General features: G+C 46.6%; 23 protein-coding genes and 1 riboswitch. Of the genes, 18 read left to right on the top strand and 5 right to left on the bottom strand.

Going from position 1 to position 24,442, the window contains the following annotated elements; translation table 11 throughout:
• Window positions 1-41: 41 nt before the first annotated feature.
• The 8 genes from ACE3K2_RS27730 (at window position 42) to ACE3K2_RS27695 (ending at window position 7,384) form a co-directional block, all read left to right on the top strand.
• Window positions 42-617 carry a cob(I)yrinic acid a,c-diamide adenosyltransferase gene (locus ACE3K2_RS27730; protein ID WP_421897734.1) on the top strand — a complete coding sequence of 192 codons (576 nt, stop codon included), beginning with the start codon at window positions 42-44 and terminating at the stop codon, window positions 615-617.
• Window positions 614-1,597, top strand: coding sequence for an RluA family pseudouridine synthase (locus ACE3K2_RS27725; RefSeq protein WP_421897731.1), 984 nt, complete (start codon window positions 614-616; stop codon window positions 1,595-1,597). Before ACE3K2_RS27730 ends, ACE3K2_RS27725 begins: the two co-directional genes overlap by 4 nt.
• Window positions 1,598-2,028: 431 nt before the next feature.
• Window positions 2,029-2,394, top strand: a complete 366-nt coding sequence (locus ACE3K2_RS27720) for an arsenate reductase family protein (protein WP_421897729.1) — start codon at window positions 2,029-2,031, stop codon at window positions 2,392-2,394.
• Window positions 2,395-2,533: 139 nt separating this feature from the next.
• Window positions 2,534-3,427, top strand: a complete 894-nt coding sequence (locus ACE3K2_RS27715) for a 5'-3' exonuclease (protein ID WP_017689620.1) — start codon at window positions 2,534-2,536, stop codon at window positions 3,425-3,427.
• On the top strand, window positions 3,424-4,539 hold the full coding sequence (locus tag ACE3K2_RS27710; RefSeq protein ID WP_421897724.1) for a phosphodiester glycosidase family protein: 1,116 nt from the start codon (window positions 3,424-3,426) through the stop codon (window positions 4,537-4,539). The genes ACE3K2_RS27715 and ACE3K2_RS27710 overlap by 4 nt, the downstream gene beginning before the upstream one ends.
• A 30-nt stretch (window positions 4,540-4,569) precedes the next feature.
• A complete protein-coding gene (locus tag ACE3K2_RS27705; RefSeq protein WP_421897721.1) occupies window positions 4,570-5,256 on the top strand; it encodes an MOSC domain-containing protein in 687 nt (228 codons plus the stop codon).
• Between the two features lie 72 nt (window positions 5,257-5,328).
• Window positions 5,329-6,207: an ROK family protein gene (locus ACE3K2_RS27700; RefSeq protein WP_421897718.1), complete on the top strand. Its 879-nt coding sequence runs from the start codon at window positions 5,329-5,331 to the stop codon at window positions 6,205-6,207.
• A 175-nt stretch (window positions 6,208-6,382) separates the two neighbouring features.
• Window positions 6,383-7,384 (top strand): HRDC domain-containing protein, encoded by a 1,002-nt coding sequence (locus ACE3K2_RS27695; RefSeq protein ID WP_421897715.1) that lies wholly within the window; start codon window positions 6,383-6,385, stop codon window positions 7,382-7,384.
• Window positions 7,385-7,455: 71 nt separating this feature from the next.
• On the opposite strand, the gene corA is transcribed toward ACE3K2_RS27695, so the two are convergent.
• The gene (gene corA, locus ACE3K2_RS27690) at window positions 7,456-8,391 is read right to left on the bottom strand and encodes a magnesium/cobalt transporter CorA (RefSeq protein WP_062833460.1); all 936 of its coding nucleotides are present in this window, start codon (window positions 8,389-8,391) and stop codon (window positions 7,456-7,458) included.
• A 451-nt stretch (window positions 8,392-8,842) separates the two neighbouring features.
• Window positions 8,843-8,966: riboswitch (SAM riboswitch) on the top strand.
• Between the two features lie 235 nt (window positions 8,967-9,201).
• Between corA and metA the strand changes: the two genes are divergently transcribed.
• The 6 genes from metA (at window position 9,202) to ACE3K2_RS27660 (ending at window position 16,099) form a co-directional block, all read left to right on the top strand.
• Window positions 9,202-10,119 carry a homoserine O-acetyltransferase MetA gene (gene metA, locus ACE3K2_RS27685; protein WP_253432811.1) on the top strand — a complete coding sequence of 306 codons (918 nt, stop codon included), beginning with the start codon at window positions 9,202-9,204 and terminating at the stop codon, window positions 10,117-10,119.
• A gap of 24 nt (window positions 10,120-10,143) precedes the next feature.
• On the top strand, window positions 10,144-11,331 hold the full coding sequence (locus tag ACE3K2_RS27680) for a PLP-dependent transferase (RefSeq protein WP_421897712.1): 1,188 nt from the start codon (window positions 10,144-10,146) through the stop codon (window positions 11,329-11,331).
• On the top strand, window positions 11,328-12,500 hold the full coding sequence (locus ACE3K2_RS27675; RefSeq protein ID WP_421897709.1) for a trans-sulfuration enzyme family protein: 1,173 nt from the start codon (window positions 11,328-11,330) through the stop codon (window positions 12,498-12,500). Before ACE3K2_RS27680 ends, ACE3K2_RS27675 begins: the two co-directional genes overlap by 4 nt.
• Before the next feature lie 241 nt (window positions 12,501-12,741).
• Window positions 12,742-13,878 carry a cyclic dehypoxanthinyl futalosine synthase gene (gene mqnC / locus ACE3K2_RS27670; protein WP_215076942.1) on the top strand — a complete coding sequence of 379 codons (1,137 nt, stop codon included), beginning with the start codon at window positions 12,742-12,744 and terminating at the stop codon, window positions 13,876-13,878.
• A 230-nt stretch (window positions 13,879-14,108) separates the two neighbouring features.
• On the top strand, window positions 14,109-15,089 hold the full coding sequence (locus tag ACE3K2_RS27665; RefSeq protein ID WP_421897706.1) for an aldo/keto reductase: 981 nt from the start codon (window positions 14,109-14,111) through the stop codon (window positions 15,087-15,089).
• Window positions 15,086-16,099, top strand: coding sequence for a zinc-binding alcohol dehydrogenase family protein (locus ACE3K2_RS27660; RefSeq protein ID WP_421897704.1), 1,014 nt, complete (start codon window positions 15,086-15,088; stop codon window positions 16,097-16,099). Before ACE3K2_RS27665 ends, ACE3K2_RS27660 begins: the two co-directional genes overlap by 4 nt.
• An 84-nt stretch (window positions 16,100-16,183) precedes the next feature.
• Here ACE3K2_RS27660 and ACE3K2_RS27655 read toward each other — a convergent pair whose 3' ends face one another.
• The 4 genes from ACE3K2_RS27655 to ACE3K2_RS27640 all read right to left on the bottom strand — a co-directional run bounded on the left by ACE3K2_RS27655 (window position 16,184) and on the right by ACE3K2_RS27640 (window position 19,637).
• Window positions 16,184-17,089, bottom strand: a complete 906-nt coding sequence (locus ACE3K2_RS27655; RefSeq protein ID WP_421897701.1) for a YitT family protein — start codon at window positions 17,087-17,089, stop codon at window positions 16,184-16,186.
• Between the two features lie 112 nt (window positions 17,090-17,201).
• Window positions 17,202-18,440 carry a cation:proton antiporter gene (locus tag ACE3K2_RS27650; protein WP_421897698.1) on the bottom strand — a complete coding sequence of 413 codons (1,239 nt, stop codon included), beginning with the start codon at window positions 18,438-18,440 and terminating at the stop codon, window positions 17,202-17,204.
• Between the two features lie 4 nt (window positions 18,441-18,444).
• Entirely contained in the window at window positions 18,445-18,939 is a 495-nt protein-coding gene (locus ACE3K2_RS27645; protein ID WP_421897695.1) for a cation:proton antiporter regulatory subunit, read from the bottom strand.
• A gap of 293 nt (window positions 18,940-19,232) precedes the next feature.
• Window positions 19,233-19,637 (bottom strand): hypothetical protein, encoded by a 405-nt coding sequence (locus ACE3K2_RS27640; RefSeq protein ID WP_339784935.1) that lies wholly within the window; start codon window positions 19,635-19,637, stop codon window positions 19,233-19,235.
• A gap of 171 nt (window positions 19,638-19,808) precedes the next feature.
• On the opposite strand from ACE3K2_RS27640, the gene ACE3K2_RS27635 reads away from it, so the two are divergent.
• The 4 genes from ACE3K2_RS27635 to ACE3K2_RS27620 all read left to right on the top strand — a co-directional run bounded on the left by ACE3K2_RS27635 (window position 19,809) and on the right by ACE3K2_RS27620 (window position 24,404).
• The gene (locus ACE3K2_RS27635; RefSeq protein WP_421897690.1) at window positions 19,809-20,762 is read left to right on the top strand and encodes a putative sporulation protein YtxC; all 954 of its coding nucleotides are present in this window, start codon (window positions 19,809-19,811) and stop codon (window positions 20,760-20,762) included.
• Window positions 20,763-21,176: 414 nt separating this feature from the next.
• Complete coding sequence (gene thrS, locus ACE3K2_RS27630) at window positions 21,177-23,114, top strand: threonine--tRNA ligase (protein ID WP_421897687.1); 1,938 nt, start codon at window positions 21,177-21,179, stop codon at window positions 23,112-23,114.
• A gap of 177 nt (window positions 23,115-23,291) precedes the next feature.
• Window positions 23,292-24,074 carry a 3D domain-containing protein gene (locus ACE3K2_RS27625; protein WP_421897684.1) on the top strand — a complete coding sequence of 261 codons (783 nt, stop codon included), beginning with the start codon at window positions 23,292-23,294 and terminating at the stop codon, window positions 24,072-24,074.
• A gap of 111 nt (window positions 24,075-24,185) precedes the next feature.
• On the top strand, window positions 24,186-24,404 hold the full coding sequence (locus ACE3K2_RS27620; protein ID WP_421897681.1) for a hypothetical protein: 219 nt from the start codon (window positions 24,186-24,188) through the stop codon (window positions 24,402-24,404).
• Window positions 24,405-24,442 lie beyond the last annotated feature (38 nt).

The raw sequence follows: 24,442 nt of genomic DNA, 5'->3' as shown, positions 1-24,442 counted from the left end.
TTCCCGTATTCATTATTATATTACCAACTGGAGGGATAACGATGGGCATATATACACGAACAGGTGACGAAGGACAGACTTCGGTTATCGGTGGACGCGTCATCAAGGATGATGACCGAGTTGAGGCTTATGGCACGATTGATGAGTTGAACTGTTTTGTAGGCCAGGCGATTAGCCTTATTGACTCTGCTCAAGGAGAATTCGAAGACCTGCGTGAACATCTGCTGGAAGTTCAACAGGAACTATTTGATTGCGGGTCGGATCTGGCCTTTGTGAAGATTAGTGAGACCAAATATAAGGTGAAAGATGAAATGGTCACACGTCTGGAACAATGGATCGACCAGTATGATGCAGAGAATCCAAAAGTGGAACGGTTCATTATTCCAGGTGGCAGTCAGCTGTCTTCTGCTCTTCATGTGTGCCGTACGGTATGTCGTCGCGCAGAGCGTCGCACGGTAACACTCGGACAACATACAGATATTAATCCGTCTGTACGACGGTATCTAAACCGACTGTCTGATTACTTCTTCGTGGTTGCACGGACGGCCAACGCGAGACAACAGGTGGCGGATATTGAATATGTGCGGAGCAAAAAAGTTTTCCGCCGCAAAGAATGAGCCAATACTATTCACCAATTGTTTACACGGTGACTGAACAAGAAGATGGCTGGCTGCTGAAGACCGTGCTTCAGCGGCGGCTGCTGGTTTCGCGTAAGCTTTTGTCCAAAATCAAGCTGACGGAGCAAGGTGTCATGTTAAATGGAGAGCGCGTATACATTAGCGTGAAGGTAGCTGCGGGTGATGTCGTTGAAATTCGGATGGAGCAAGAGGAATCGGATGATATTTTGCCTGAACCTATTCCCTTTACCGTTCTGTATGAAGACGAGCACTTGCTTATTGTAAACAAGGATGCGGGCATCATCGTTCATCCGACACATGGACATTACACAGGTACTTTGGCGAATGGAGTCGTCCATTACTGGAAATCCAAGGGCGAGCGCTTCCGGTTCAGACCAATTCATCGACTTGATCAGGAAACGTCAGGTGTGCTGGCCATAGCCAAGAACCCTTATGTGCATCAGCATGTGTCTGAACAGATGATCGCGGGAACGGTGGATAAGAAATATATTGCACTTGTACACGGCAGCATTGTCCCGGAACAAGGATCGGTGGATGGACCGATTGATCGCGATCCAGAGGAACCACACCGCCGAATCGTAACACCTGATGGTTACGCTGCAAGAACGTTGTACACGACCTTAACACGTTGGTCAGGGGGCAGTGCCAGTGCGATAAGTCTCAAGCTGGAAAGTGGCAGAACCCATCAGATCAGGGTACATATGACGTCCATCGGCTGTCCATTAATCGGTGATCGAATGTACAAGACACTACCTGTGCACGAGATCGATGAGCAGACCATGGCTGTTCGGGAAGAACGAGACAGCTGGATCGAACGGCAGGCATTACATGCCTGTGAGTTGACGTTTGAACATCCGATTCGACAGGAACGCATAACGTTCCAGGCCCCTTTTCCAGCAGATATGGCTGCGCTAGAGAAGCGTTTGAATGATGAAGCAGCTCCCAGAGAAGAACTGTAGGAAGCTGCGACGAGGGCTCTAGATTTCCTTAGATACGCACACACTGTGTTATAGCTTTCTGAACGGTCCATTCGGCTAGGCACGTTCTGCTTTAGGTTCAACCCTAGTGGGCTAATCATGTGAGGGAAGCTTCATACACCCGAACAGCATGCCGTAGGCTAATCATTATGGTTTCATGTTTTAATGTACTGATGTTTAGTAGTTTCATAATAGATGCGTTAACATGTCCAAACTTTAATAACTTTAAAGTGATTAAAGCAACGTAGTAAGGTCTTGATTCAAAAAATATAGCGAATGTGTGTTTTTGAACTCATTCGCAAAAGTCAGTAAAATTACATGGCGATGGTATCGATTTGGAGCGACTTTTGGATTTGCGAAGCAAACCAAGGGAAGCGAGAAGTCGAGACCGGAGCCACAGGAGGAACACATACATGAGCAACTTAAAAGTATATCAATATGCCAAATGCGGCACATGCCGCAAAGCTGTAAAATGGCTAGAAGCGCAAGGACATGAGATGGAGCTAATCCCCATTTTCGACTCGCCGCCGTCAGAATCTGAACTAACAGAACTGATTCAGAAGAGCGGACTGGAAGTGAAAAAGTTCTTTAATACAAGCGGGGAAGTGTACAAAGAACAACAACTGAAGGACAAGCTGCCAGGCATGTCCGCTGATGAACAGATTCGTTTGTTGGCTTCCAATGGTCGGCTGATCAAGCGTCCAATTGTTACGGATGGAGAAAAGGTGACGGTTGGATTCAAGGAAGAAACGTACGAGCAGGAATGGAATAACGCATAAAAGGTGCCAAATATCAGCCTTGAATTATTTAAAATTCAGGGCTTTTTTGGCTGAACGATGGTTGGCGGAAATATGCTATAATGATAGAATTAGTTTCGTATTTTATATGCTAGATCACGATAGGAGAGAACAAATTCAAGTGAATCAACGTAATGAACCTACTTTGTTGCTGGTGGACGGTATGGCGGTGTTGTTCCGTGCTTTTTATGCGACATCTGCAAGCGGATATATCAGACGTACAAAGGCAGGATTGCCTACCAACGCAGTCTACGGATTTATCCGTTATTTCTGGGATGCGGTTCAGACTTTTGGGCCAAGTCACGTCGTATGTTGTTGGGATATGGGCGGTAAGACGTTCCGCGGTGAAGAATATGCAGCCTACAAAGGCAACCGGGCCGAAGCTCCGGATGACCTGATTCCCCAGTTTGCCCTGATTCGTGAAGTCATGGATAGCCTGGGTATTCCGAATATAGGTGCACAAGGATTCGAAGCCGATGATTGCATCGGGACGCTTGCGAAGTATTATACCGAAGAGACCGATATGAATGTTATGGTACTGACGGGAGACCACGACATGTTGCAACTGATTAACGACCGCACGAGTATCATTATTATGAAAAAAGGCCATGGCAACTACATGGTGTACAACCCTGAAACGCTCATGGCAGAGAAACAACTGACACCTCGTCAAGTGATTGACATGAAGGGTCTGATGGGAGATGCCAGCGACAATTATCCCGGAGTACGGGGAATTGGTGAGAAAACAGCTTTGAAGCTTGTACAGGAATACGGCTCCATTGAAGGGATTTTGAGCAACATGGATAAACTGACCCCTTCGGTACGTAACAAGATTGAGAATGATCTGGACATGCTTCATCTGTCCCGCAAACTGGCAGAGATTCATTGTGCTGTTCCGGTTGCCTGTGCGCTGGATATCTGTGAATTGCGTCTTGATCCGGATATGGTGATGGACAAGTTTGAACAACTTGAGATGAAGAGCCTTGGCTCTTGGATGGGAGTGGCAATAGGGTGAGCAACAAACAGAACGTACGAACAGGAAAAAAGTGGTGGACAGGGGCTATGGCCCTCGTCCTGGCCTTGCCCGTAATTCTTTCGGGAGCAGTAAGTGCGCCACAGACAGTGGATGCCAAAGCAGCAATTAGTACCAAAGTACAGAAAGTAAAAGCAGCAGGGCGTAATTTTACCGTACAGACCGTTTCAATTCCGAAGGGAACACCGGTTACCGTGGGACTCGCGAAGAAGCAGGTTGGCCAGACGGCTACATTGCCATCGATTGTGAAAGCCTATGGTGCACAAGCAGCGATTAACGGAGCATTTTTTGAAGCATATAACGGAGCACCAGATCCATACGGTATGTTAATAGCAAATGGTAAGGTTATACATATTGGAAGATACGGAACATCCATCGGATTTAAGGAAGATGGCTCGGCGATTATGGATTCACTTCAGGTGAGTTTGACAGGTAAAGTAACGGATACAAAAGGCAAATCACGCAGTTGGTATGCGACATTTATTAATCGAACACCCTCTGCGAATGCAAGCATTACGATGCTGTACACGCCTGAACGAGGTGCCACAGTCGGGTTCAAAGGTGGTACTGCGGTTGTTATGGAGAATGGCATCGTGACCAAAAAAGTCCCTAACACCAATGTAGCCATTCCTAAGAATGGTTCCGTATTGGTCTTCACAGGCAACCAAAAGTCCTCTTCGGATCGTTTTACCGTTGGTTCAACCGTAGAAATGAATTACAGATATACTAACGCAGCGGGTAAAGAAATCCCTTGGCAAGATGTAGTGACTGCCGTGGGAGCAGGCCCGCGTTTGGTGAAAGATGGAAAAGTAGCTGTAAACCCGACGAGCGAAGGTTTCAAGGATGCCAAGATTCTTAATGCTTCCGGAGCCAGAAGTGGTATCGCAATCATGGCGGACGGTTCGGTTATGCTGGCTACCGTTTCCGGAGCGACAGTCAAGGAGTGGGCAGCGGTGATGCAGAAACTTGGAGCCAAACAGGCCATGAATCTGGATGGCGGTGCATCCTCAGGCATGTATGCCGCGGGCAAAATGCTGACTTCGCCAGGTCGGCTTTTGAGTAATACGCTGGTATTTGGTGGATCTGTGCGTTAAAAGAAAGTGATTACGGGAGGTATGATGCAAATGACACTCACATCTGATCGAAAGCCAGGGGAGGGTAATACAGCTGTTCTGGCCATTAATGTAGGACTGCCGCAGCCTCTCCCTGGGCAGAAGCGTGAAGTGCTGAGCGGCATTGTGAAACATCCTGTATCCGACGCGGTTTTCCTGTCATTCACTGGAATGACAGGGGATGCGCAGGCGGATCTGGTGCATCATGGCGGACCCGACAAGGCCGTTTGTGTATACGATTACAGTCGTTATCCAGCGCTGGAACAGCTGATGGATCGCAAGCTGGATTGGGGAGCTTGTGGAGAAAATCTGACGGTTGAAGGCTGTGCCGAAGAGGACGTCCGGATTGGTGATGTCTACGAGTTGGGCGAAGCCACAGTGCAGGTCAGTCAGCCGAGACAACCTTGCTTCAAGCTGGGAGCGCGGTATGATTATAAGGAACTGCCTGTTTATTTTCAGGAGAGTGGATATACCGGCTTTTACTTTCGTGTATTGCAAGAAGGTGAGGTAAGGCCTTCAGCGTTATTTCGACGGATCAGCACCGATCCAACTTCTATGACGGTTCTTGAAGCCAATCGAATTATGCATCAGGGGAAAGAAAATGTCGATGGTATCCAGAGATTGCTGGCCATCCCTTCGCTGTCAGACAGCTGGAGGCAAACGTTAATGAAACGATTGTCCAAGCTGGAGAACAAGTAGCAGGGTAATTATAGTGTCATCAAGTAAAGCAATGCGAATTCCTTTTTAAACTAACTTGGGAGTGTGACTAACATGACGATCTTAGGCGCAATTGAAGCAGGCGGAACCAAATTTGTATGTGGTATTGGCACGGAAAAAGGAGAAGTTCTGGAACGCGTAAGTTTTCCAACAACAACACCGGAAGAGACCATGGCTCAAGTGATTTCTTTTTTTGAAGGCAAAGGTATTGAAGCTTTGGGTGTAGGTTCATTTGGTCCGATTGATCCAATTGAAGGAAGTCCAACATATGGCTATATCACAACAACACCAAAACCACATTGGGGACAGTATAACGTGATTGGCAAGCTCAAGGAGCATTTTGATGTACCGATGACATTTGATACGGATGTGAATGGTGCGGCACTTGGAGAAGCAACCTGGGGCGCTGCACAAGGACTTGAGAGCTGTCTGTATATCACTGTGGGTACAGGTATTGGTGCAGGTGCTGTGGTTGGCGGTAAAATGGTCCATGGATTGTCACATCCCGAGATGGGACATATCATTGTACGCAGACATCCGGAGGATACATACGAGGGTTTCTGTCCGTATCATGGTGACTGCCTCGAAGGGCTTGCAGCTGGGCCAGCCATTAACAAACGTTGGGAGCAACCGGCTTATGAACTGCCTGCAGATCATAAAGCTTGGGAGATCGAAGCGCATTACCTGGCACATGCACTGATGAATTATGTTCTCATTCTCTCTCCACAGAAAATCGTCATGGGTGGTGGAGTAATGAAGCAGGAGCACCTGTTCCCGATGGTTCGTAGCAAACTGCAGGCGTTGCTGGCTGGATACGTTCAGCATCCTGCACTTCAATCCGATATCGACCAGTATGTTGTTTCACCTGGACTTGGTGACAATGCGGGACTATGTGGTTCGCTCGCGCTTGCCAAATTGGCATTGAATAAGTAGATTATTAGGGATTGACGAATTTTACCATTGTGGTATGATATGGGCAACAGCATAGCACGGTTAATGAGGAAGCACCTCTCTTGCATGGATTTTGCAGGAGAGGTGTTTTTTTGTGCTGCCTGTAGGTAGCATAACTAACCCGTGTAGGCTGAAATGTTAAGGGAGGGAACGGAAAATGGAAGTCATTTTCATGAACAGATTGTCCAGAATGTCAGATCAGAATGCAGAGTATGCACAGCTATGGATTGGAGAAGAGGAAGATAGTTGGCAGCTGGGATGGAGTCGCTACGAGGAAGGAGAGCGTGAGGACAGCATCTGGTATGAAGGGACTTCTTGGGAGGAGCTGCTTCATATTTACCGTCATCAGCTTGCCATACAGATGAGTGAGGGGTACCGACCGCAGTTGCAGGGGTTATTTCATGAGAATGATGATCTGAAGTCACGCAGTTATGGTGGACAGCGGCTCCATTGTTACAGTGAGTTGTACGGCAATGAGCAGTTATATACGGATCTGTGCACATGGCGCAGGAAGAGAGCTGTGTCTGACCGGAAGGCACCGTATTTTGTTGCAACCAATCGTCTGCTGCGCTTGATCAGTGCCTTTGTTCCGCAATCGATGGATGAACTGATGCAACTGCCGGGTGTAGGGGAGAGCAAAGCAACTGAGTATGGTACGGAATGGATGGAGATTACAAACGGGTTGGAGCGTTCAACAACATTCCCGCTGGACTGGGTATACACGGCGCTGAAGGAAGAAGAGTATGAGAGCTGGTTATACAAGCAGAGAGAGCAGAAGTACAAGCAGGAGCTGGATAAGTTCACTACGCGCAAGCAGGTGCTTGAAGGCATGAAGGAAGGATATACGTTAGAGGAAATTGTTAATCGATCTGGATTATCCCGACGCGAGTTGATTGAGCTGTTAGAAGCACTGGATCATGAAGGGTATGACACCGATTGTCTTCTTGATGTGGAACTTGCGGTGATGCCAGAGAACGAGCAAGAGGCCGTATGGAGTGCGTATGAGGAGCTGGGAGATACGTTCCTGAAGCCAGTATTACATAAGGTGTATGGAGGAGAGAAGCCCGACGGAGGAAGTCTGGAGCAGGTCTATGAAAGACTGCGCATGATTCGAATCCGCTTTCGTCGGCATGCAGAGACAGAGAAGCAAGTTGGTTAATGATCGGGAAATGAAAAAAGACGAGGCGTTTCTCCAAGAGGAGCGCTTCGTCTTTGTTATTTCATACGAGTTCATACCCAGTCTTTTTTGCGGAAAATGAAGAACATGCTGAGGCCTAGTGTAACCATCAGGCCAATCACAACAAAATAGCTGTATTTCCAGTTAAGCTCTGGCATATTCGTAAAGTTCATGCCGTATATACCGGTAATGACCGTCAGCGGCATGAAGACCGTTGTAATGGCAGTAAATACACGCATGATCTCATTCGCCCGGTTTGCAATACTGGATTGGTAGGCTTCTCGCAAGTTGCCCATCAGGTCGCGATAAGTCTCAAAGGTTTCCGATATTTTTACAGCATTCTCATAGATGTCACTGAAATACTTTTGCAGTTGGTCATCGATGAGACGCAGATCTTTTTTGTTTAGTGTGTTAATGACCTCTTTCTGAGGTCCAAGGACTTTTTTCAGCCACAGAATCTCACTGCGCAGCCCAATGATTTCATTCAGATGTGACTTTTTGGTGTGCATCAAAATGTCTTCCTCAAGCTTCTCGATCCGTGCTTCAATTCGGTCACCTACGGTGAAATAATTATCAACGATCAAGTCAACCAGCAAGTAGAGCAGACGATCCGGTGTACTGATTTCCTGTTCCCACAGGATTGGTTTCAGTGTGCGTAATTCGCTGACCTTTTGCTTCGTAACACTAATAATGAAATGTCTGCCGAGGAACAGGTTGACTGCACGCAGAAATATCTCTTCATCATCGAAACGGATGCTATTAATCACAATAAAATAATGGTTCTCATAAATTTCAATCTTTGGACGTTGTTCTTCGTCACTCAGACAGTCTTCCACAGCCAGATCATGCATCAAGAACAGCGGCTGAAGTACCGCCAAATCGTCTACGTCTGCATCAATCCAGTAAAATCCTTCCGCTGGTGGAGTCAGCGCCTGCTGAATGTCGTCCACCGGAATAAATACACCGTTGTTTACCAACCGGATTTTCATCGTTAATCTACTCCTTCTGCACCCGCCAACTTGGCGGATATTATCATTATGGGCGCAAAAAGAACAAATCAGCCGGTCGGCAGCGGAGCCTGGAGATCAGGGCTGCGTTCACTATATAATCAAACGGAAGTCACGTCCCGCTGCCGGCATGCTGATGTCAATTCTCTATGCAGTTTGTCGGAATTCGGCTGCCAGTCAGGCCTCGGGTCGCCATCCATTTAATATGTCACCTCTCACATAAGGGTTTATAACACCTTGTTTAGTATACCGCTGGTACAAGGTGCTTTCAAGCGCAAAAATGTGTCTATTTCGCGCCCTGAGGCAGTGTATGACAACGGATGATGAACGGTTCCGATCTGGAAAGCAGACGGAGAACTGCAACTTGACGTGAGGGCATTAATGTAATAAAGTAGACGGTGAACCATATTAAATTACAATCTAATACAGCGAAATCTTATCAAGAGTAGGTGGAGGGACTGGCCCGATGAAACCCGGCAACCGGCGGTATACCGCACGGTGCTAATTCTTGCAGCGACCAAGTGTCAAGTGGCACTGTTGTAACTGAGAGATGAGAGAGGCGCATATCTATTTACATATGACCTTTCTCGAAATCCGAGGAAGGTCTTTGTCATATGCCCCGACTTCTCAGCAGTGATTTTCGCTAAGGAACTTGAGGTTGTTTGTAACGTTGGATGAAAGAGTAATTCAATGTTTTTACAAGCTCAAGGCAGTCCATACCTGTATTGATGTAAAGACATCAAGCCAGGGGTGGCTGCATCTATCTATGCACAAGGAGGAGTTAGACTTACCATGCCAATCAAAATACCCGATACTCTACCAGCAAAAGAAGTACTTGAAGGAGAGAATATCTTCGTCATGGATGAAACTTCTGCATACCAGCAGGATATTCGTCCACTCCGTATCGCTATATTAAACCTGATGCCCACAAAGGAAACGACTGAAACACAATTGCTTCGTCTGGTGGGAAACACGCCTATCCAGGTGGATGTTGTTCTCGTACATCCCAAATCCCATACGTCGAAGAATACGTCTCAGGAGTATTTGGATCTGTTCTATAAAACCTTCGATGAGATTGAGCACCGCCGTTTCGATGGAATGATCATTACGGGTGCTCCGGTGGAACAGATGGATTTTGAAGACGTGAACTATTGGAATGAAATCCAGGAGATCTTCGAATGGACCAAAACCAATGTGACTTCAACCCTCCACATATGTTGGGCCTCCCAGGCAGGTTTATACCATCATTTTAACGTACCTAAGGTTGCACTTGATGAAAAGTGTTTTGGCGTTTTCCCACATACCATCAATAAACCACATGTTCCTTTGTTGCGTGGGTTCGATGAAGTATTCAACGTTCCACATTCCCGTCATACGGAAGTGAGACGCGAAGATATTGAAAAGAATGAGAATTTAGAGATTTTGGCTGAATCCGAGGAAGCGGGTATCTTCCTGGTTGCTACCAAAGACGGCAAACAGATTTTTGCCACAGGACATGCCGAGTATGACCCGTTCTCATTAAAGTGGGAGTATGATCGGGATGCAGCCAAAGGGTTGGATATCGCATTACCTAGACATTATTATCCAAATGACGATCCTTCCCGTGTGCCACCGGCTACTTGGCGCGCTCATGCCAACTTATTATTCTCTAACTGGCTCAATTACTATGTGTATCAAGAAACACCTTACGATATTGGCCCGCAAATTTAATCGAGATTACAGGAGGATGCAGCAATGGAAGACAACAGCAAGTTGAAAATCGAAAGCCGCTTAGCACAAATTGGGTCCATCAATGAACCGGTAACAGGGGCCATTAACTTTCCGATCTATCAATCCACTGCGTTTCGCCACCCGAAGCTTGGACAAAGCACGGGGTTTGATTATATTCGTACAACGAATCCAACCCGTAAAGTGTTGGAAGAAGCGGCTGCAGCGCTGGAGTCCGGTGATGCAGGGTTCGCCTGTAGCTCAGGTATGGCCGCACTGCAAACGATTTTTGCCATGTTTGGTCAAGGGGATCATCTGATTGTATCGCTGGATCTGTATGGTGGAACCTATCGTCTGCTTGAACGCATCTTGTCCCGTTTCGGTGTAACCGCAAGTTATGTGGACACGAATGACCTTGCAGCACTGGAGAAGGTTCGTCAGCCGAATACCAAAGCTGTATTTATTGAGACACCAACCAATCCACTGATGATGATCACCGATGTGGAAGCCGTTGCTTCCTGGGCGAAAAGTTACAACTTGTTGACCATTGTTGACAACACGTTGTTGACTCCATTTTTCCAACGTCCGATTGAACTGGGTGCCGATATCATCATTCATAGCGCTACCAAATATCTGGGCGGACACAATGATGTGCTGGCCGGACTAATTATAACCAAGGGTGAGGCATTATCTGCAGAGATGGCGTTCCTGCATAATTCCATTGGAGCGGTATTGTCTCCAAGTGACTCCTACCAGTTGATGAAAGGGATGAAAACGCTGGCTCTTCGCATGGAGCGTCATGAGTACAATGCGCTTACCATTGCCAAATACTTGCTTGAGCATCCAGCGGTGGGTGAAGTGTATCATCCAGGACTGTCGGATCATCCGGGGTATGAAGTGCAGAATAAACAATCTACGGGTAACACAGGTATCTTCTCTTTCAAAGTGAAGGATGCTCGTTATGTTGAACCGTTGCTGCGTCACATCAAACTGATCGCTTTTGCAGAAAGTCTCGGTGGAGTGGAATCACTCATGACCTACCCGGCGGTACAAACACATGCGGATATTCCGCTTGAAATTCGTGATGCCGTAGGAGTGGACGATCGACTGCTCCGGTTCTCTGTAGGCATTGAACATGCGGATGATCTGATTGCGGATCTTGGCAATGCTCTGACAGCTGCACAGCAGGAAGTTGAAGGAGGCGTGCACTCATGAGTGAGTCCAACAACAAGCCGAATTCCGAGTTGAAGTTTGATACCAAGTTGCTTCATTTCGGTGATGAAATCGACAAAACAACTGGAGCTTCCAGTGTACCGATCTATCAAGCTTCAACTTTCCATCATTTTGATATCTTCAATCCGCCTCAACATGATTACAGTCGTTCGGGTAATCCGACACGTCAGGCTCTGGAAGATTACATCACACTGCTGGAGGGAGGAGCACGGGGGTTCGCCTATTCATCGGGAATGGCGGCGATCTCCAGCGTGTTCATGATGTTCTCCGCAGGAGATCACATGATTGTAACGGAAGATGTTTATGGAGGTACGTATCGGTTGCTTACTACTATATTAAGCCGTATGCAGATCGAGACGACCTTTGTAGACATGACCAATATAGATGAAGTAAAAGCGGCGCTCAAGCCAAACACCAAGGCAGTTTATATGGAAACACCGTCCAACCCAACCCTTCGTATTACGGATATCGCTGCCGTGACGGACTGGTCGAAGGAACATGACCTGATCACAATTCTGGATAACACCTTTATGACACCGTACTATCAGCGTCCCATTGAGCTTGGTGTGGATATTGTCGTACATAGTGCTACCAAGTTTCTCGGGGGTCACAGTGATGTGTTAGCGGGGCTGGCCGTTGCTCGTACGGAATCACTTGGCGTACAACTGAAACAGTTGCAAAATGGACTTGGAACTGTACTCGGGGCACAAGAATCCTGGCTTCTGATGCGCGGGATGAAAACCTTGGGGGCTCGCATGGCTCATAGTGAACGGAGCACAGCCAAACTTGCGGCATGGCTTAATGAGCGCAGTGATATTACCGCTGTCTTTTATCCTGGACTGGAGGATCATCCGGGCCGCGAGGCACATGAGCGCCAGTCTACAGGATATGGAGCTGTCGTTTCATTTGACGTCGGTTCAGGAGATCGCGCAAAAGCAGTTCTTAACCGGGTGAAGCTACCTATTGTTGCTGTAAGCTTGGGAGCTGTGGAGAGTATTCTGTCCTACCCAGCGATGATGTCTCATGCGGCAATGCCGGCTGAGGTTCGCCGTGACCGTGGCATTACAGATGGGTTGCTGCGTTTCTCCGTAGGTCTGGAAGATATCGAAGATCTCATTGTAGATTTGGAACAAGCACTGCAGGAATCCTAGCAAAAGCGGGTGCCCAAATACGCCTATCCGCATCACTTAAGTTCGAATAAATTCTATTCCATATGTAAAAATTTTTACTTATTTTTAAAGCACCTGTACATAAGGTGCTTTTTTTCACATGTAACCTGTGTTACGATATGTGGAGTACAGAAATACGATGTTGCCACCAGAACTTGTTTCTCTTGAACAAGTTGGGACGGATCGTTATATAATTTCTCTTCATGAGGGAGGCTTTTTTACGATGAGTACGGTAGACCGTATCTTAGATAAAGCCCTTCGGGGCGAACGTTTGGACTTGGAAGACACGATTCAGTTATTTGAATCCAATGAAGTGGACAAAATCGGGGCAGCTGCTAATGTCATTATGAAACGTATGCACCCTGAACCATACAGAACATTTGTAATTGGGCGTAACGTCAACTACACGAACGTGTGTGATGTGTACTGCCGTTTTTGTGCTTTCTATCGCAGACCTGGTTCGGATGAAGGTTATGTACTTCCGGACGAAGTGATCTTCCAGAAGATTCAGGAAACGGAAGATGTGAATGGTACTGAGATTTTGATGCAGGGTGGAACGAATCCAAACTTGCCTTTCAGCTATTATACAGACCTGCTGAAAGCGATCAAAGAGCGTTTCCCAAACATCACGATGCACTCTTTCTCCCCAGCGGAGATTATGAAAATGGTTGAAGTATCCGATGGTCTTACATTGGAAGAGGTTGTTCGTGCCATTCACGAAGCTGGACTGGATTCCTTGCCTGGCGGCGGCGCTGAAATTCTGGATGACCGCACACGTCGGAAAATCAGCCGCTTGAAAGGTTCATGGCGGGATTGGATGGACGTTATGCAAACTGCACACCGCATCGGTATGAACACCACGGCAACGATGGTTATCGGCCTTGGTGAATCAATGGAAGAGCGTGCACTACACTTGCTCCGTGTACGTGAAGCTCAGGACGAATGTATTGCGAACAAGTATGATTCCGAAGGTTTCCTGGCGTTTATTCCTTGGACTTTCCAGCCGGACAATACCAACCTTAAGCTAGAGCGTCAGACTCCGGAAGAGTACTTGAAAACTGTAGCCATCAGCCGACTGGTGCTGGATAATATCAAGAACATTCAATCCTCTTGGGTAACCATGGGTCCTGAGATTGGTAAGAAGTCGCTTGAATTTGGCTGCAATGACTTCGGTAGCACCATGATTGAAGAGAACGTTGTATCTGCTGCTGGTGCAACTTACAAAGTTAATATTGAATCCATTCTGCGTTTGATTCGAGAGTCCGGTTATATTCCGGCCCAACGTAACACCCGATACGAGATTGTGCGTATGTTCGACGAAGAGAATTCCGTGCATGAAGATTTCGTAATGCAGAACTAATTATATTTTTTTACTACTACTCTCGTAACTACTTATCGTCAGGTGAGTAGTTATGAATCCAAGCCCGCTGACTACTCCGTTAAGGAGAGACGGCGGGCTTTTTGCTTTTTTCCGCGGATCGAGGTCATCAAACAGTACATGTTACGCAATTGCCGATATTTTATATTGAAATTGAACTGTTACAATGAAAGGGAACTTGTGTAGTCAGACATGCTGGAAGGGGAAAACCAATGAAAAGAAGAATACTTGGCAAGACAAAACTGAACGTACCTGTATTGAGCTTTGGAGCATCCTCTCTCGGTTCTGTATTTCGTGACATTGACCGGGACGAAGGGATTCGCACTGTACATGCGGCCGTAGATGCGGGGATGAATTACATAGACGTTTCGCCCTACTACGGACTGACAAAGGCGGAGATGGTGTTGGGTGAAGCCATCCGCAGCTTGCCGCGCAGTTCATATATGTTATCAACCAAAGCCGGACGGTATGGGGAAAATGAGTTTGATTTTTCACGTAAGCGCATTCTCAATAGTGTACAGGAAAGCCTGGATCGACTGCATACAGACTATATCGACATTCTGTTCCTGCATGATATTGAATTTGTGCCAGCAGAAATTATTATCGAAGAAGCTTTTCCAACATTGCTGCGTCTGAAAGAGCAGGGAGTTATTCGTCATGCGGGCATTTGTGGATTGCCCTTGCCGTTATTCGAGAAGGTACTGCCACAGATTGATGCAGATGCGATCATCTCGTATTGTCATTATTCATTGAACGATACCTCATTGTTGTCTTTGTTGCCTTTGTTGGAAAAGAAAGAAATTGGCCTTGTGAATGCTTCGCCTCTTTCTATGGGCTTGTTAAGTACCCGAGGTGCTCCTGCCTGGCATCCGGCAGATGAATGGGTGAAAGAGCTCTGCCTGAAAGCTGCCCGCTTCTGTGCAGAACAAGGCAGTGACATTGCCAAGCTGGCCGTACAATTCTCCACGTCGAATGAACGTATTCCTACAACACTGGTGAGCAGTGCCAGTCAGCATAATATCGTCAACAATGCAGCATGGATCGAAGAACCGTTGGATCAGAGTCTACTGGAGGAAGTACTGCGCATTCTGGCACCGTTGCATAATGAGACGTGGTCAAGCGGACGTCCTGAATATAATAATACAAAGCATAACAACATGACATCAGAAGCGTCCAAGGGGGAACAAGGATGAGAGCCATTGTATGTGAAGAAATAGACCGTTTGGAGCTGAAAGATCTGCCTCAACCGGAACGAGCAGAAGGGGAGGCATTGGTTGCCATTCGACGAATTGGGATCTGTGGAACGGATCTGCATGCGTACAAAGGCAATCAGCCATTCTTTACCTATCCTCGCGTACTTGGTCATGAACTGGCTGCTGTTATTGAAGAGATCGGTCCGAACGATGCAGGGCTACAACCAGGGGATCAGGTAAGTATTATTCCGTATCTGCATTGCGGTCATTGTATTGCATGTCGCAGTGGAAAAACCAATTGTTGTGCGTCCATGCAAGTCATGGGTGTGCACGTGGACGGAGGCATGAGAGAAAGGATCAGTGTGCCTGTCTCACATCTGCTCTCAGCAGAAGGTTTGACACTGGATGAGACAGCAATGGTTGAACCATTAAGCATTGGAGCCCATGCCGTCAGGAGAGCGGGAATCAAGCCTGGTGAGCATGTGATTGTTATTGGAGCCGGCCCTATTGGACTTGGCGTGATGGCGTTTTCCAAACAGGCGGGAGCCCGTGTTATCGCCGTTGATCGTAATCTGGACAGGCTGGAGCTTAGCCGGACTTGGGCCGGAGCGGATGACCTTGTACAGGCCAATGAACATACGGTGCAACAAGTCGCTGAAATCACGGGAGGCGACTATGCTACGGCTGTCTTCGATGCAACCGGTAACGTGAATTCCATGAACGAGGCCATTCAATATGTGGCGCATAGTGGTCAACTCATTTTTGTAGGGCTGGTGAAAGCGGATATTACCTTTCATGATCCTGAGTTTCACAAGCGGGAGATGAGCATCCTGGGTAGTCGAAACGCAACCCGTGAAGATTTTGAACAGGTCCTGTCCACCTTGCGTCAAAAGAAATTAAGCATGGATGGTTATATCACACACCGAGTGGAGTTTGATGCGTTGCCTTCTGCAATGGACCAATGGTTATTGCCAGATTCACATGTAGTCAAAGCCATCGTTGAACTATAATCACTACTAAGTCTGATAACAAAAAAAACGCTCTCTGACCTTGTTGGACAATACTGTCCATCCATAGGGTAAGAGAGCGTTTTTTTATTTTTCCGGATTCGTCATAATGCCCGCATGGGGATCAATGTGACGCACAATGGACTTCAACCAGATCAACTCCAGGACATGTACCTCATAATAAAGTGCACCCGGGATCTGCCTGATCCATCCTTCCGCCATCGCGAGTTGTGTTGAGTCAGAAGTAGCTTCCAGTGTTCCAGGTTCACGGCGCAGCCGTTTGCGTACAGCTTTTTCAACTTGAGAGCTTTGTGTGGTCAAAATGCATACTTTGCGTTTGGAAGAGAAGCCCCTGAACGCAATGTACACCATTTCATAAGCAATAAGGTAGGCGATTACGGAATACATCGCTTGGTCCCAGCCAAAGACAACACCAGCGGCTGTCAGTATCAACAAGTTAAGTAGCATGATTATTTTTTCGATAAGCATCCGTTTTCCGCTAAATACACGTTCAGGTGGACGGGAAGACGGATCACCGATTTCCAGCGTATCCAGTGTCCCACCATACCGCACGACGAGTCCAATTCCAAGTCCGAGGCATAATCCGCCAAACATGGCGGCAGCCAGCGGGTGCTCTACAAGTGGCGGCATGGGATGAAGCACAATGGCACCGATCGAAAAGACAACCAGACCCAGAACAGTAACCAGTACAAATTTCTTCTGCACAATCTTGTAGGACAGAAATATAAACGGAACATTGAATAAAAATAGGAATAATCCAATTCTCATTTCAGTCCAGTGGGCGAACAGGGAGGAAATGCCTGTAATGCCTCCAATAATGATCTTATTGGGGTGTAAGAACAATTCAAGTCCCACGGAGGCCAGAATTCCACCGACAATCACAAGCAACAGGTTTAACCAGCGGCGGGTTGACGATATTCTGGTCTTGGCGGTGTTTGGCACCGGATTAGCCGATATCAGAGGTGCTTTCATAGGTCAGCCTCCTTTGTGCGGCTTTCGAGCCATTCTCCCTGGGTTAGTCACAGAAAGATCGGCGTAGAGCCGCGAAATACGATAGTATGTCTGTTCTGCACAGACATGGGCATTATCCTTCTTTCTGCAGAACCTTCGGTTCTTCCTTCTTTTTCCGAGGATCTTTGAACTTGAATAGTTTATCCAATAAACGGAATACATGTTTGGACTCTTTGGTTAATAAAGGACCCAGAATGGCCAGAATTAGGACATACAGCGCGGCAAACGGTTGAATCATTGGCAGCAGTCCTCCGGCTTTACCCATGTTGGCCAAGATGATGGAAAATTCACCACGTGACACAATGGTTAATCCAATGTTGGCCGATGCTTTTGGTGATAGTCCTGCACTGCGTCCGGCCAGCATACCTGCCAGGAAGTTACCGAACAATGTAATAACTACTGCAATCAGAGCCAACCACACGGCTTCGCCACCCAGGGACAACGGATCAATGGACAATCCAAAGCTAAAGAAGAAGATGGCTCCGAAGAAGTCACGGAAAGGCAGAATCAAGTGCTCAATCCGTTTCGCATGCTCTGTTTCAGCAAGCACCAGTCCAACCAGTAATGCACCAATCGCTTCGGCAACATGAATGGTTTCTGAGAAACCGGCTACCAGGAACAAGGCTCCAAATACAACGAGAGAGAATAACTCATTTGATCGGATTTTAAGCAATTTGTTTAGTAGCGGTGTTGCTTTGCGTCCCAGGATAATCACAATAAGCATGAATCCGAGGGCAATAAGTGCGGACATGATGACGCCTCCGATGGAGGATGAATCACTAAGCACAAGTCCGGATAAGATCGAGATATATACAGCGAGGAATACATCTTCGAACATAATAATTCCGAGTATCATCTCGGTTTCCGGATTGGCCGTTCGTTTCAAATCGACGAGTACCTTGGCCACAATGGCACTGGAAGAGATGGTAGTTATACCTGCGATAATAAGTGCTTCTGCAACGGGGAAACCGGACATAAATCCGAATATTAATCCCAGCGTAAAGTTAATCCCGATGTAGATCGAGCCGCCAACTGCAATAGAGCGACCCGATTTAATTAAACGACCTACCGAGAATTCAAGTCCAAGGTAGAAGAGAAGGAACAGAATACCGATCCGGCCCATGAAATCAATAAAAGGCTGACTTTCAATGAAGCGGAAGTCCAGATGCCAGATTTTCATGGCATGTGGTCCAACGGCCATCCCGATCAGAATATAAAACGGAACGACCGAAAATCTTAGTTTTGCCGATAAAAGGCCGGCTGCCGCAATGAGCACAAGGGCCAGACCTACTTCGAATATCAAATGATCCATCTATTTACCCCCTTCCAGTCAGGAGGAGGGATTTAAACAGTTTCTGCTGATTGCGTTCGCCAACGGCTACCACCGTGGATTCTGCACTGATAACTACCTCCGGACCTGGGCTGATATGTTTTTTGTGATTTTTCTCTACAACGGCAATAACCGTTGCCCCAGAGTTTTGACGTACATCCAATTCACCGATGGATTTACCGATACATCCAAAGGTTGGTTCGATTTTGTACCACTCAATAATCAGGTCATCAAACGTGACTTCAATATTTTCAAGCTGCTTTGGTTTGTAAGTTAATCCACCAACAATAGCAGCAATTTGTCGTGCTTCGTAATCGTCAAGTGTGATCATTGAGATGCTTTGATCGGGATCATCATACTCGAAGTGGTACATTTCCCGGCGACCGTCATCATGAATAATAATGATAATTTTATCACCGCTGCTTGTTTCAACTTGGAATTTTTTGCCGATTCCCGGCAAGTCTGTTTCGCGTACATCCATGGATTGTTGCCTCCTTATAATTAGGGGCTGGCCACAGAAGACAGGCTTATTTCCCGAAAATGATAAATCTGCTGCTCAAAGGAACATCAAAAGATGCGGGTAAACAGAGCCAGAAATTCCTGACACAGCCATATGATTTGAATTTGTCGATGTGGGTACAACCAAAATAGGTACTGTCGTAAATATTGGTTTATCTAACGTGTGCTAAAAGGGTTATAAGTTATGCACAAGCGCACCGTCTTAACTACAGAGGTGTCTCCATGCAAAAGCAACCTGTTAATACGGTGTAACGGCTAGTGAAGAGCGTTCACGTATTTTGGTGCTATAGGGGTGAGGGATACATACATGCTGGTAAACTTAATAGGTAGCAGAAATAATCTGCGTTTAAACAGACAATACCACGGTTTAAAGGACAGACCCGTTGTAGGGATTCGCAGCATCAATAACAATGCGAGGACAAGAAAGACAGGCTTATTATGCGTAACCGCAATCAGCTTGGACATGACTTGTGGATATTTGCGAATAACAGGTTTCTGCTGGGATTCGGGTATTTGCGACAGCACTTCCTTGTTGGAAGTTGCGTCAACAGACACCCCAACGGCAGATTCGGACTGCATCGGAATAGGGAAGCACAAGGCTTGGAAAACGCACAAAATGATAATGATCGTGTAGTGGAGTATTCTAGGTTGTTGTCTCATTTTGGCTTCCCTCCTTTTCCGTGAAACATACTGTTATTAAAATAATAACACATTTTTGTCTTAACTCCAAACCTCTTCATAATATACTGAGAAATCATGACACGCTTTCCATCAATCCGCTTCGTATATCCCCATCGGCCTTGCCATATACTTTGAACAGGAAGGAAAGGAGTGATTCTTGTGGAACTGTTTGCTGTATGGACGGATGTATCGGGGCAAGAGGAAGCGGATCAATTTTATCGTTGTATCAAGGAAAAAACCAAAGGTTTACATATAAGTAAAAGAGGATTCCGGCTCACCTTCAAACATAATGATGGAAGAGCCACCTGGGTGTGCAGAGGGAATGAGAATCACGATGACTTCCAGCAATGGCTTCCCCGGATCAGTGATCTGCTCTCCCTTGGACTCGCCGACTTCATTATGGAGACACAAGAACGGAACATGGTAGAGGATATGATTGCCAAAGCATGTTCTGTCATGGATGAGCATGAGGTGGAGAAGGTCAATCGAATCTGCATGCCCCTTCTATTAAATGGTGATCTGGATCAGCCCGGACTTCGGGAGCGCAGGCGTACTACATTAGCCAGTGGACTACGGCAGGATCTGGAGGATGTTCACTTTTTTCACCTTGAGGGCATTATCAACTTCCGCATCCGGCCATATAAGCAGGAGCTTCAGGAATTAGTGGAGTATGCGCTGGATGAGTTCTGGATGGATCGGCAGTATGAAGAGTTTATGGGGCTATTAAAATATTTTGTTTTTTTTCAAGAAGCCAAAGTACCTCTGGTCCATCTTGTACACAAGGGAATGCATGAATTTCAGGTGCTGGATGCTGGACTTAATCTGTTACCTGTGCAAAAGGATGAACAGGTCGTTGTGGAAATGCCGGGTCTGGAACTGGAGATGGATATTGAAGATATGATTGTAAGTACACTCATCTCGATCTCTCCTGAGAAAGTAATGCTTCATACACGTACCCCGGATCTGCCAATCATCTCGACCATATGTCAGATCTTTGAAGACAAAGTGCAAATATGTAATCATTGCCCGGAATGCGAAGTGCTGCGCTCAGGATTGTTGACAGGTCTTGACGCAAGTGATCTCGGCAATTATAATAACTGTTGATCCATGATTTTTTCATGTGAACCATTGAACTAAAAGCGTTGACAAAGACAACGACCACACGCAAGATCGGTGCAGAGAGAGGAACCTAGGCTGAAATTTCCTCCGGATATCACGTATGGTTTACCCCTTTGTAGCTGCAATTTTGAAAGTGGAGTTCGAATATCGCCTTTACTGGGGATAATCCGCGAGTAAGGATCTGCCGGGTCATGCCCGTTATCGACATGCCAATGAGGGCTGTATTTCCGAATAGGATGAATCAGCTGAATTAGGGTGGAACCACGAGTATATAACACTCGTCCCTTTACCGGGACGGGTGTTTTTTGCGTTCCTTTGCATAATGACTGGAATAGCAATAGATCATCAGTCCATGAACTTTTGGACGTAAAGGTTACATTAACAGGAGGTATGAGAGAAATGGCAGTGAACATTAAATTACCGGATGGTTCGGTACGTGAGTATGCGGAAGGCAGCACCATTGAGGACGTAGCCGCTTCGATTAGCAGCGGATTGCGCAAAAATGCCGTAGCCGGCAAGCTGGATGGTATCGTGGTGGATTTGTCCACAACACTTCATGAAGGAGCGTTGGTGGAGATCGTAACTTTGGATTCCCCAGAAGGACTTGAAGTGATGCGTCATAGTACAGCTCATTTGATGGCTCAAGCAGTGAAACGTTTATATGGTAACCAAGAGGTACGCCTCGGTATTGGCCCTGTCATCGAAGATGGTTTCTACTATGATATGGATCTCGAACACCCGCTTAATCCTGAAGATCTGCAAAAGATCGAGAAGGAAATGGAACGTATTGTAAACGAGAACTTGCCCATTGTACGTAAGGAAGTTAGCCGCGAGGACGCGATCAAAACGTTCGAAGAAGTGGGCGATCCTTACAAACTGGAGTTGATTCGTGATTTGCCAGCGGACAGCGTGATCACGATTTATGAGCAAGGTGAATTCTTCGACTTGTGTCGTGGTCCTCACGTACCATCAACCAGCAAAATCAAAGTGTTCAAACTGATGAATGTTGCTGGTGCTTACTGGCGTGGAGATAGCAAAAACAAAATGCTTCAACGTATCTATGGTACGGCTTTTGTGAAAAAAGCACAGCTGGACGAACATTTGCACTTCCTGGAAGAAGCTCGCAAACGGGATCACCGCAAGCTTGGTAAAGAGCTCGAAATGTTCACATTCTCCCAACTGGTCGGACAAGGTCTGCCAATCTGGTTGCCTAACGGTGCGAAGCTGCGCCGTACATTGGAGCGTTATATTGTGGATCTGGAAGAAAGCCTTGGATACCAGCATGTATACACACCGGTTCTGGGTAACGTGGAATTGTACAAAACATCTGGACACTGGGAGCACTACCAGGAAGATATGTTCCCGAAAATGGTTATGGATAATGAGGAACTCGTTCTCCGTCCAATGAACTGTCCTCACCATATGATGGTGTACAAGTCCAGTATGCACAGCTACCGTGATCTGCCAATCCGTATTGCTGAGCTTGGAATGATGCACCGTTATGAAATGTCGGGGGCATTAACAGGTCTGCACCGTGTACGTGCAATGACACTGAACGACTCACACATTTTTGCACGCCCGGATCAGATCAAAGAAGAGTTCGCTCGTGTTATCGAGTTGATTCAAACTGTGTACAAGGATTTCGGTATCAATGAATATCGTTTCCGTCTGTCCTATCGCGATCCGCAGGACACCGAGAAATACTTCCAGAACGACGAGATGTGGGAGATGTCCCAACGCATGCTGCGTGAAGTTGTGGAAGAGCTTGACCTTCCATTCTATGAAGCAGAAGGTGAAGCGGCCTTTTATGGTCCGAAGCTGGATGTGCAGATTAAAACAGCCCTGGGCAAAGAAGAGACATTGTCTACGGTACAACTGGACTTCCTGTTGCCTGAGCGCTTTGAACTTGAATATGTGGGAGATGACGGACAGAAACATCGTCCGGTCGTTATTCACCGCGGTGTAATTAGTACAATGGAACGTTTCACAGCATTCTTGCTGGAGAACTTTGCAGGAGCTTTCCCGCTGTGGTTGTCTCCGGTTCAGGCCAAAGTGATCCCGGTATCCGGAAACTTCGACGATTATGCGCGTGAAGTGGAAGCGAAGCTGAAACGTGCGGGAATCTCTGCTGAAGCCGATCTGCGGAATGAGAAGCTTGGATATAAAATCCGTGAGGCGCAGCTGGAGAAAATGCCTTATATGTTTGTAGTCGGTGAGAATGAGCGTAATGCAGAAGCAGTATCCGTGCGTAAGCGTGGAGAAGGCGATCTGGGGATGAAACCGGTTGATGAAATTATCGCTCAATTGAAAGAAGAAATTGCAACACGTTTGGTGTAAATGAACAAATGATCTAGTAGATAACCAGTGCATAAGTTTGCGCTGATGCATCTGAATAACGTCTGGATAACATGGGTTTGACCTATGTTGTTTAGGCGTTTTTTCGTAGTTTTTGCCATGAAAAGTATAGATTCATTGCTTTTTGGAAAACCTTTGCAGTGAGGGGGAGGTTGTACAATGAAAAAGCAATTCTCAATTCAAAAGAAAACGATACGGTGTTTACTGGTTGGTTGTGTTATGTTCGCGGGAATGATGATCAGCCTGAATCAGGCAGATGCTTATACATTTGAAGAGGAAAGTGCAATACTGCATGTCGAGAGTCGGAGCAGTGAGGCTTCGATTGAGACTTCGAGCAAGCCTGATCAAGAATTTCCGGAACAGGCCGACCATCTATACAGCGATGAAGCCCAGCTGACAACCATGGTGTATATGGCTTTACTGTGGTCCCCACAACCGATGGTTATTCCGAGGCCTGAGCTTCCAGAGAAACAAGTGGCTGATCCGTCTATGCCTGTGCTAGCTCCACGTTCAGAACAGGTACTCGGTACACAGAAGGTGACAGCAACGGGATATACGGCAGGTGTTGAGTCTACAGGAAAAGGACCCAAACATCCACAATACGGAATTACGTATTCCGGTGTAAAAGTACGCCGTGATAAAGAAACGGTCTCCACGATTGCAGCTGATCCGAAGTTGTTTCCAATGGGCTCCATTCTGTATATTCCGGGCTATGGCTACGGGATTGTTGCAGATACCGGTTCGGCGATTAAAGGTAATAAAATTGATCTGTATTTTCCGACAACCAAGCAAGTGTACAAAGAGTGGGGCAAAAAGGATGTGGAGGTTCAGGTGATCAGGCAAGGTGCTGGAAAGTGTACAGAAAAGATGCTCAGCGAGTTGGCTGATGCGATCAATGTGTACAAATCTGTACCGGACTCTTGGCTGGACAAAGCCATATAATTTCACATGTGAACATGAATAACAAAAGTGCTCTCTCCACATAATACTGACTGGGGACGAACCCCGCGGTGCAGCAATGCATCGTAAATATGAAGAGAGAGGTGATTCGTTGTGGCTAAAAAATCACAAGGATTCCAAACGCCGAACGAGAAGTACAATGCTGAGTTTGGAGAAGAGAATGCAGCAGCTAAAGTGAAGCAATCCGCTCAAAACAAAGTACAAGATAATTTCCAAACACCTGATGAAAAATTCAATGCCGAGTTTGGTGTAGAAAACACAGGCCAAACAGGCCAAACAAGCCAAGGCAAAGCATCAAAATACAAAAAATAAATGAAGATTCATTAACTCAATGAAGATTCAGCACCCTG

The sequence above is a fragment of the Paenibacillus sp. genome, assembly GCF_048976745.1.
Classification (GTDB): domain Bacteria; phylum Bacillota; class Bacilli; order Paenibacillales; family Paenibacillaceae; genus Paenibacillus.
The sequence above is the reverse complement of the archived record's forward strand: the minus strand, read 5'-3'. Positions and strand labels throughout refer to the sequence as shown.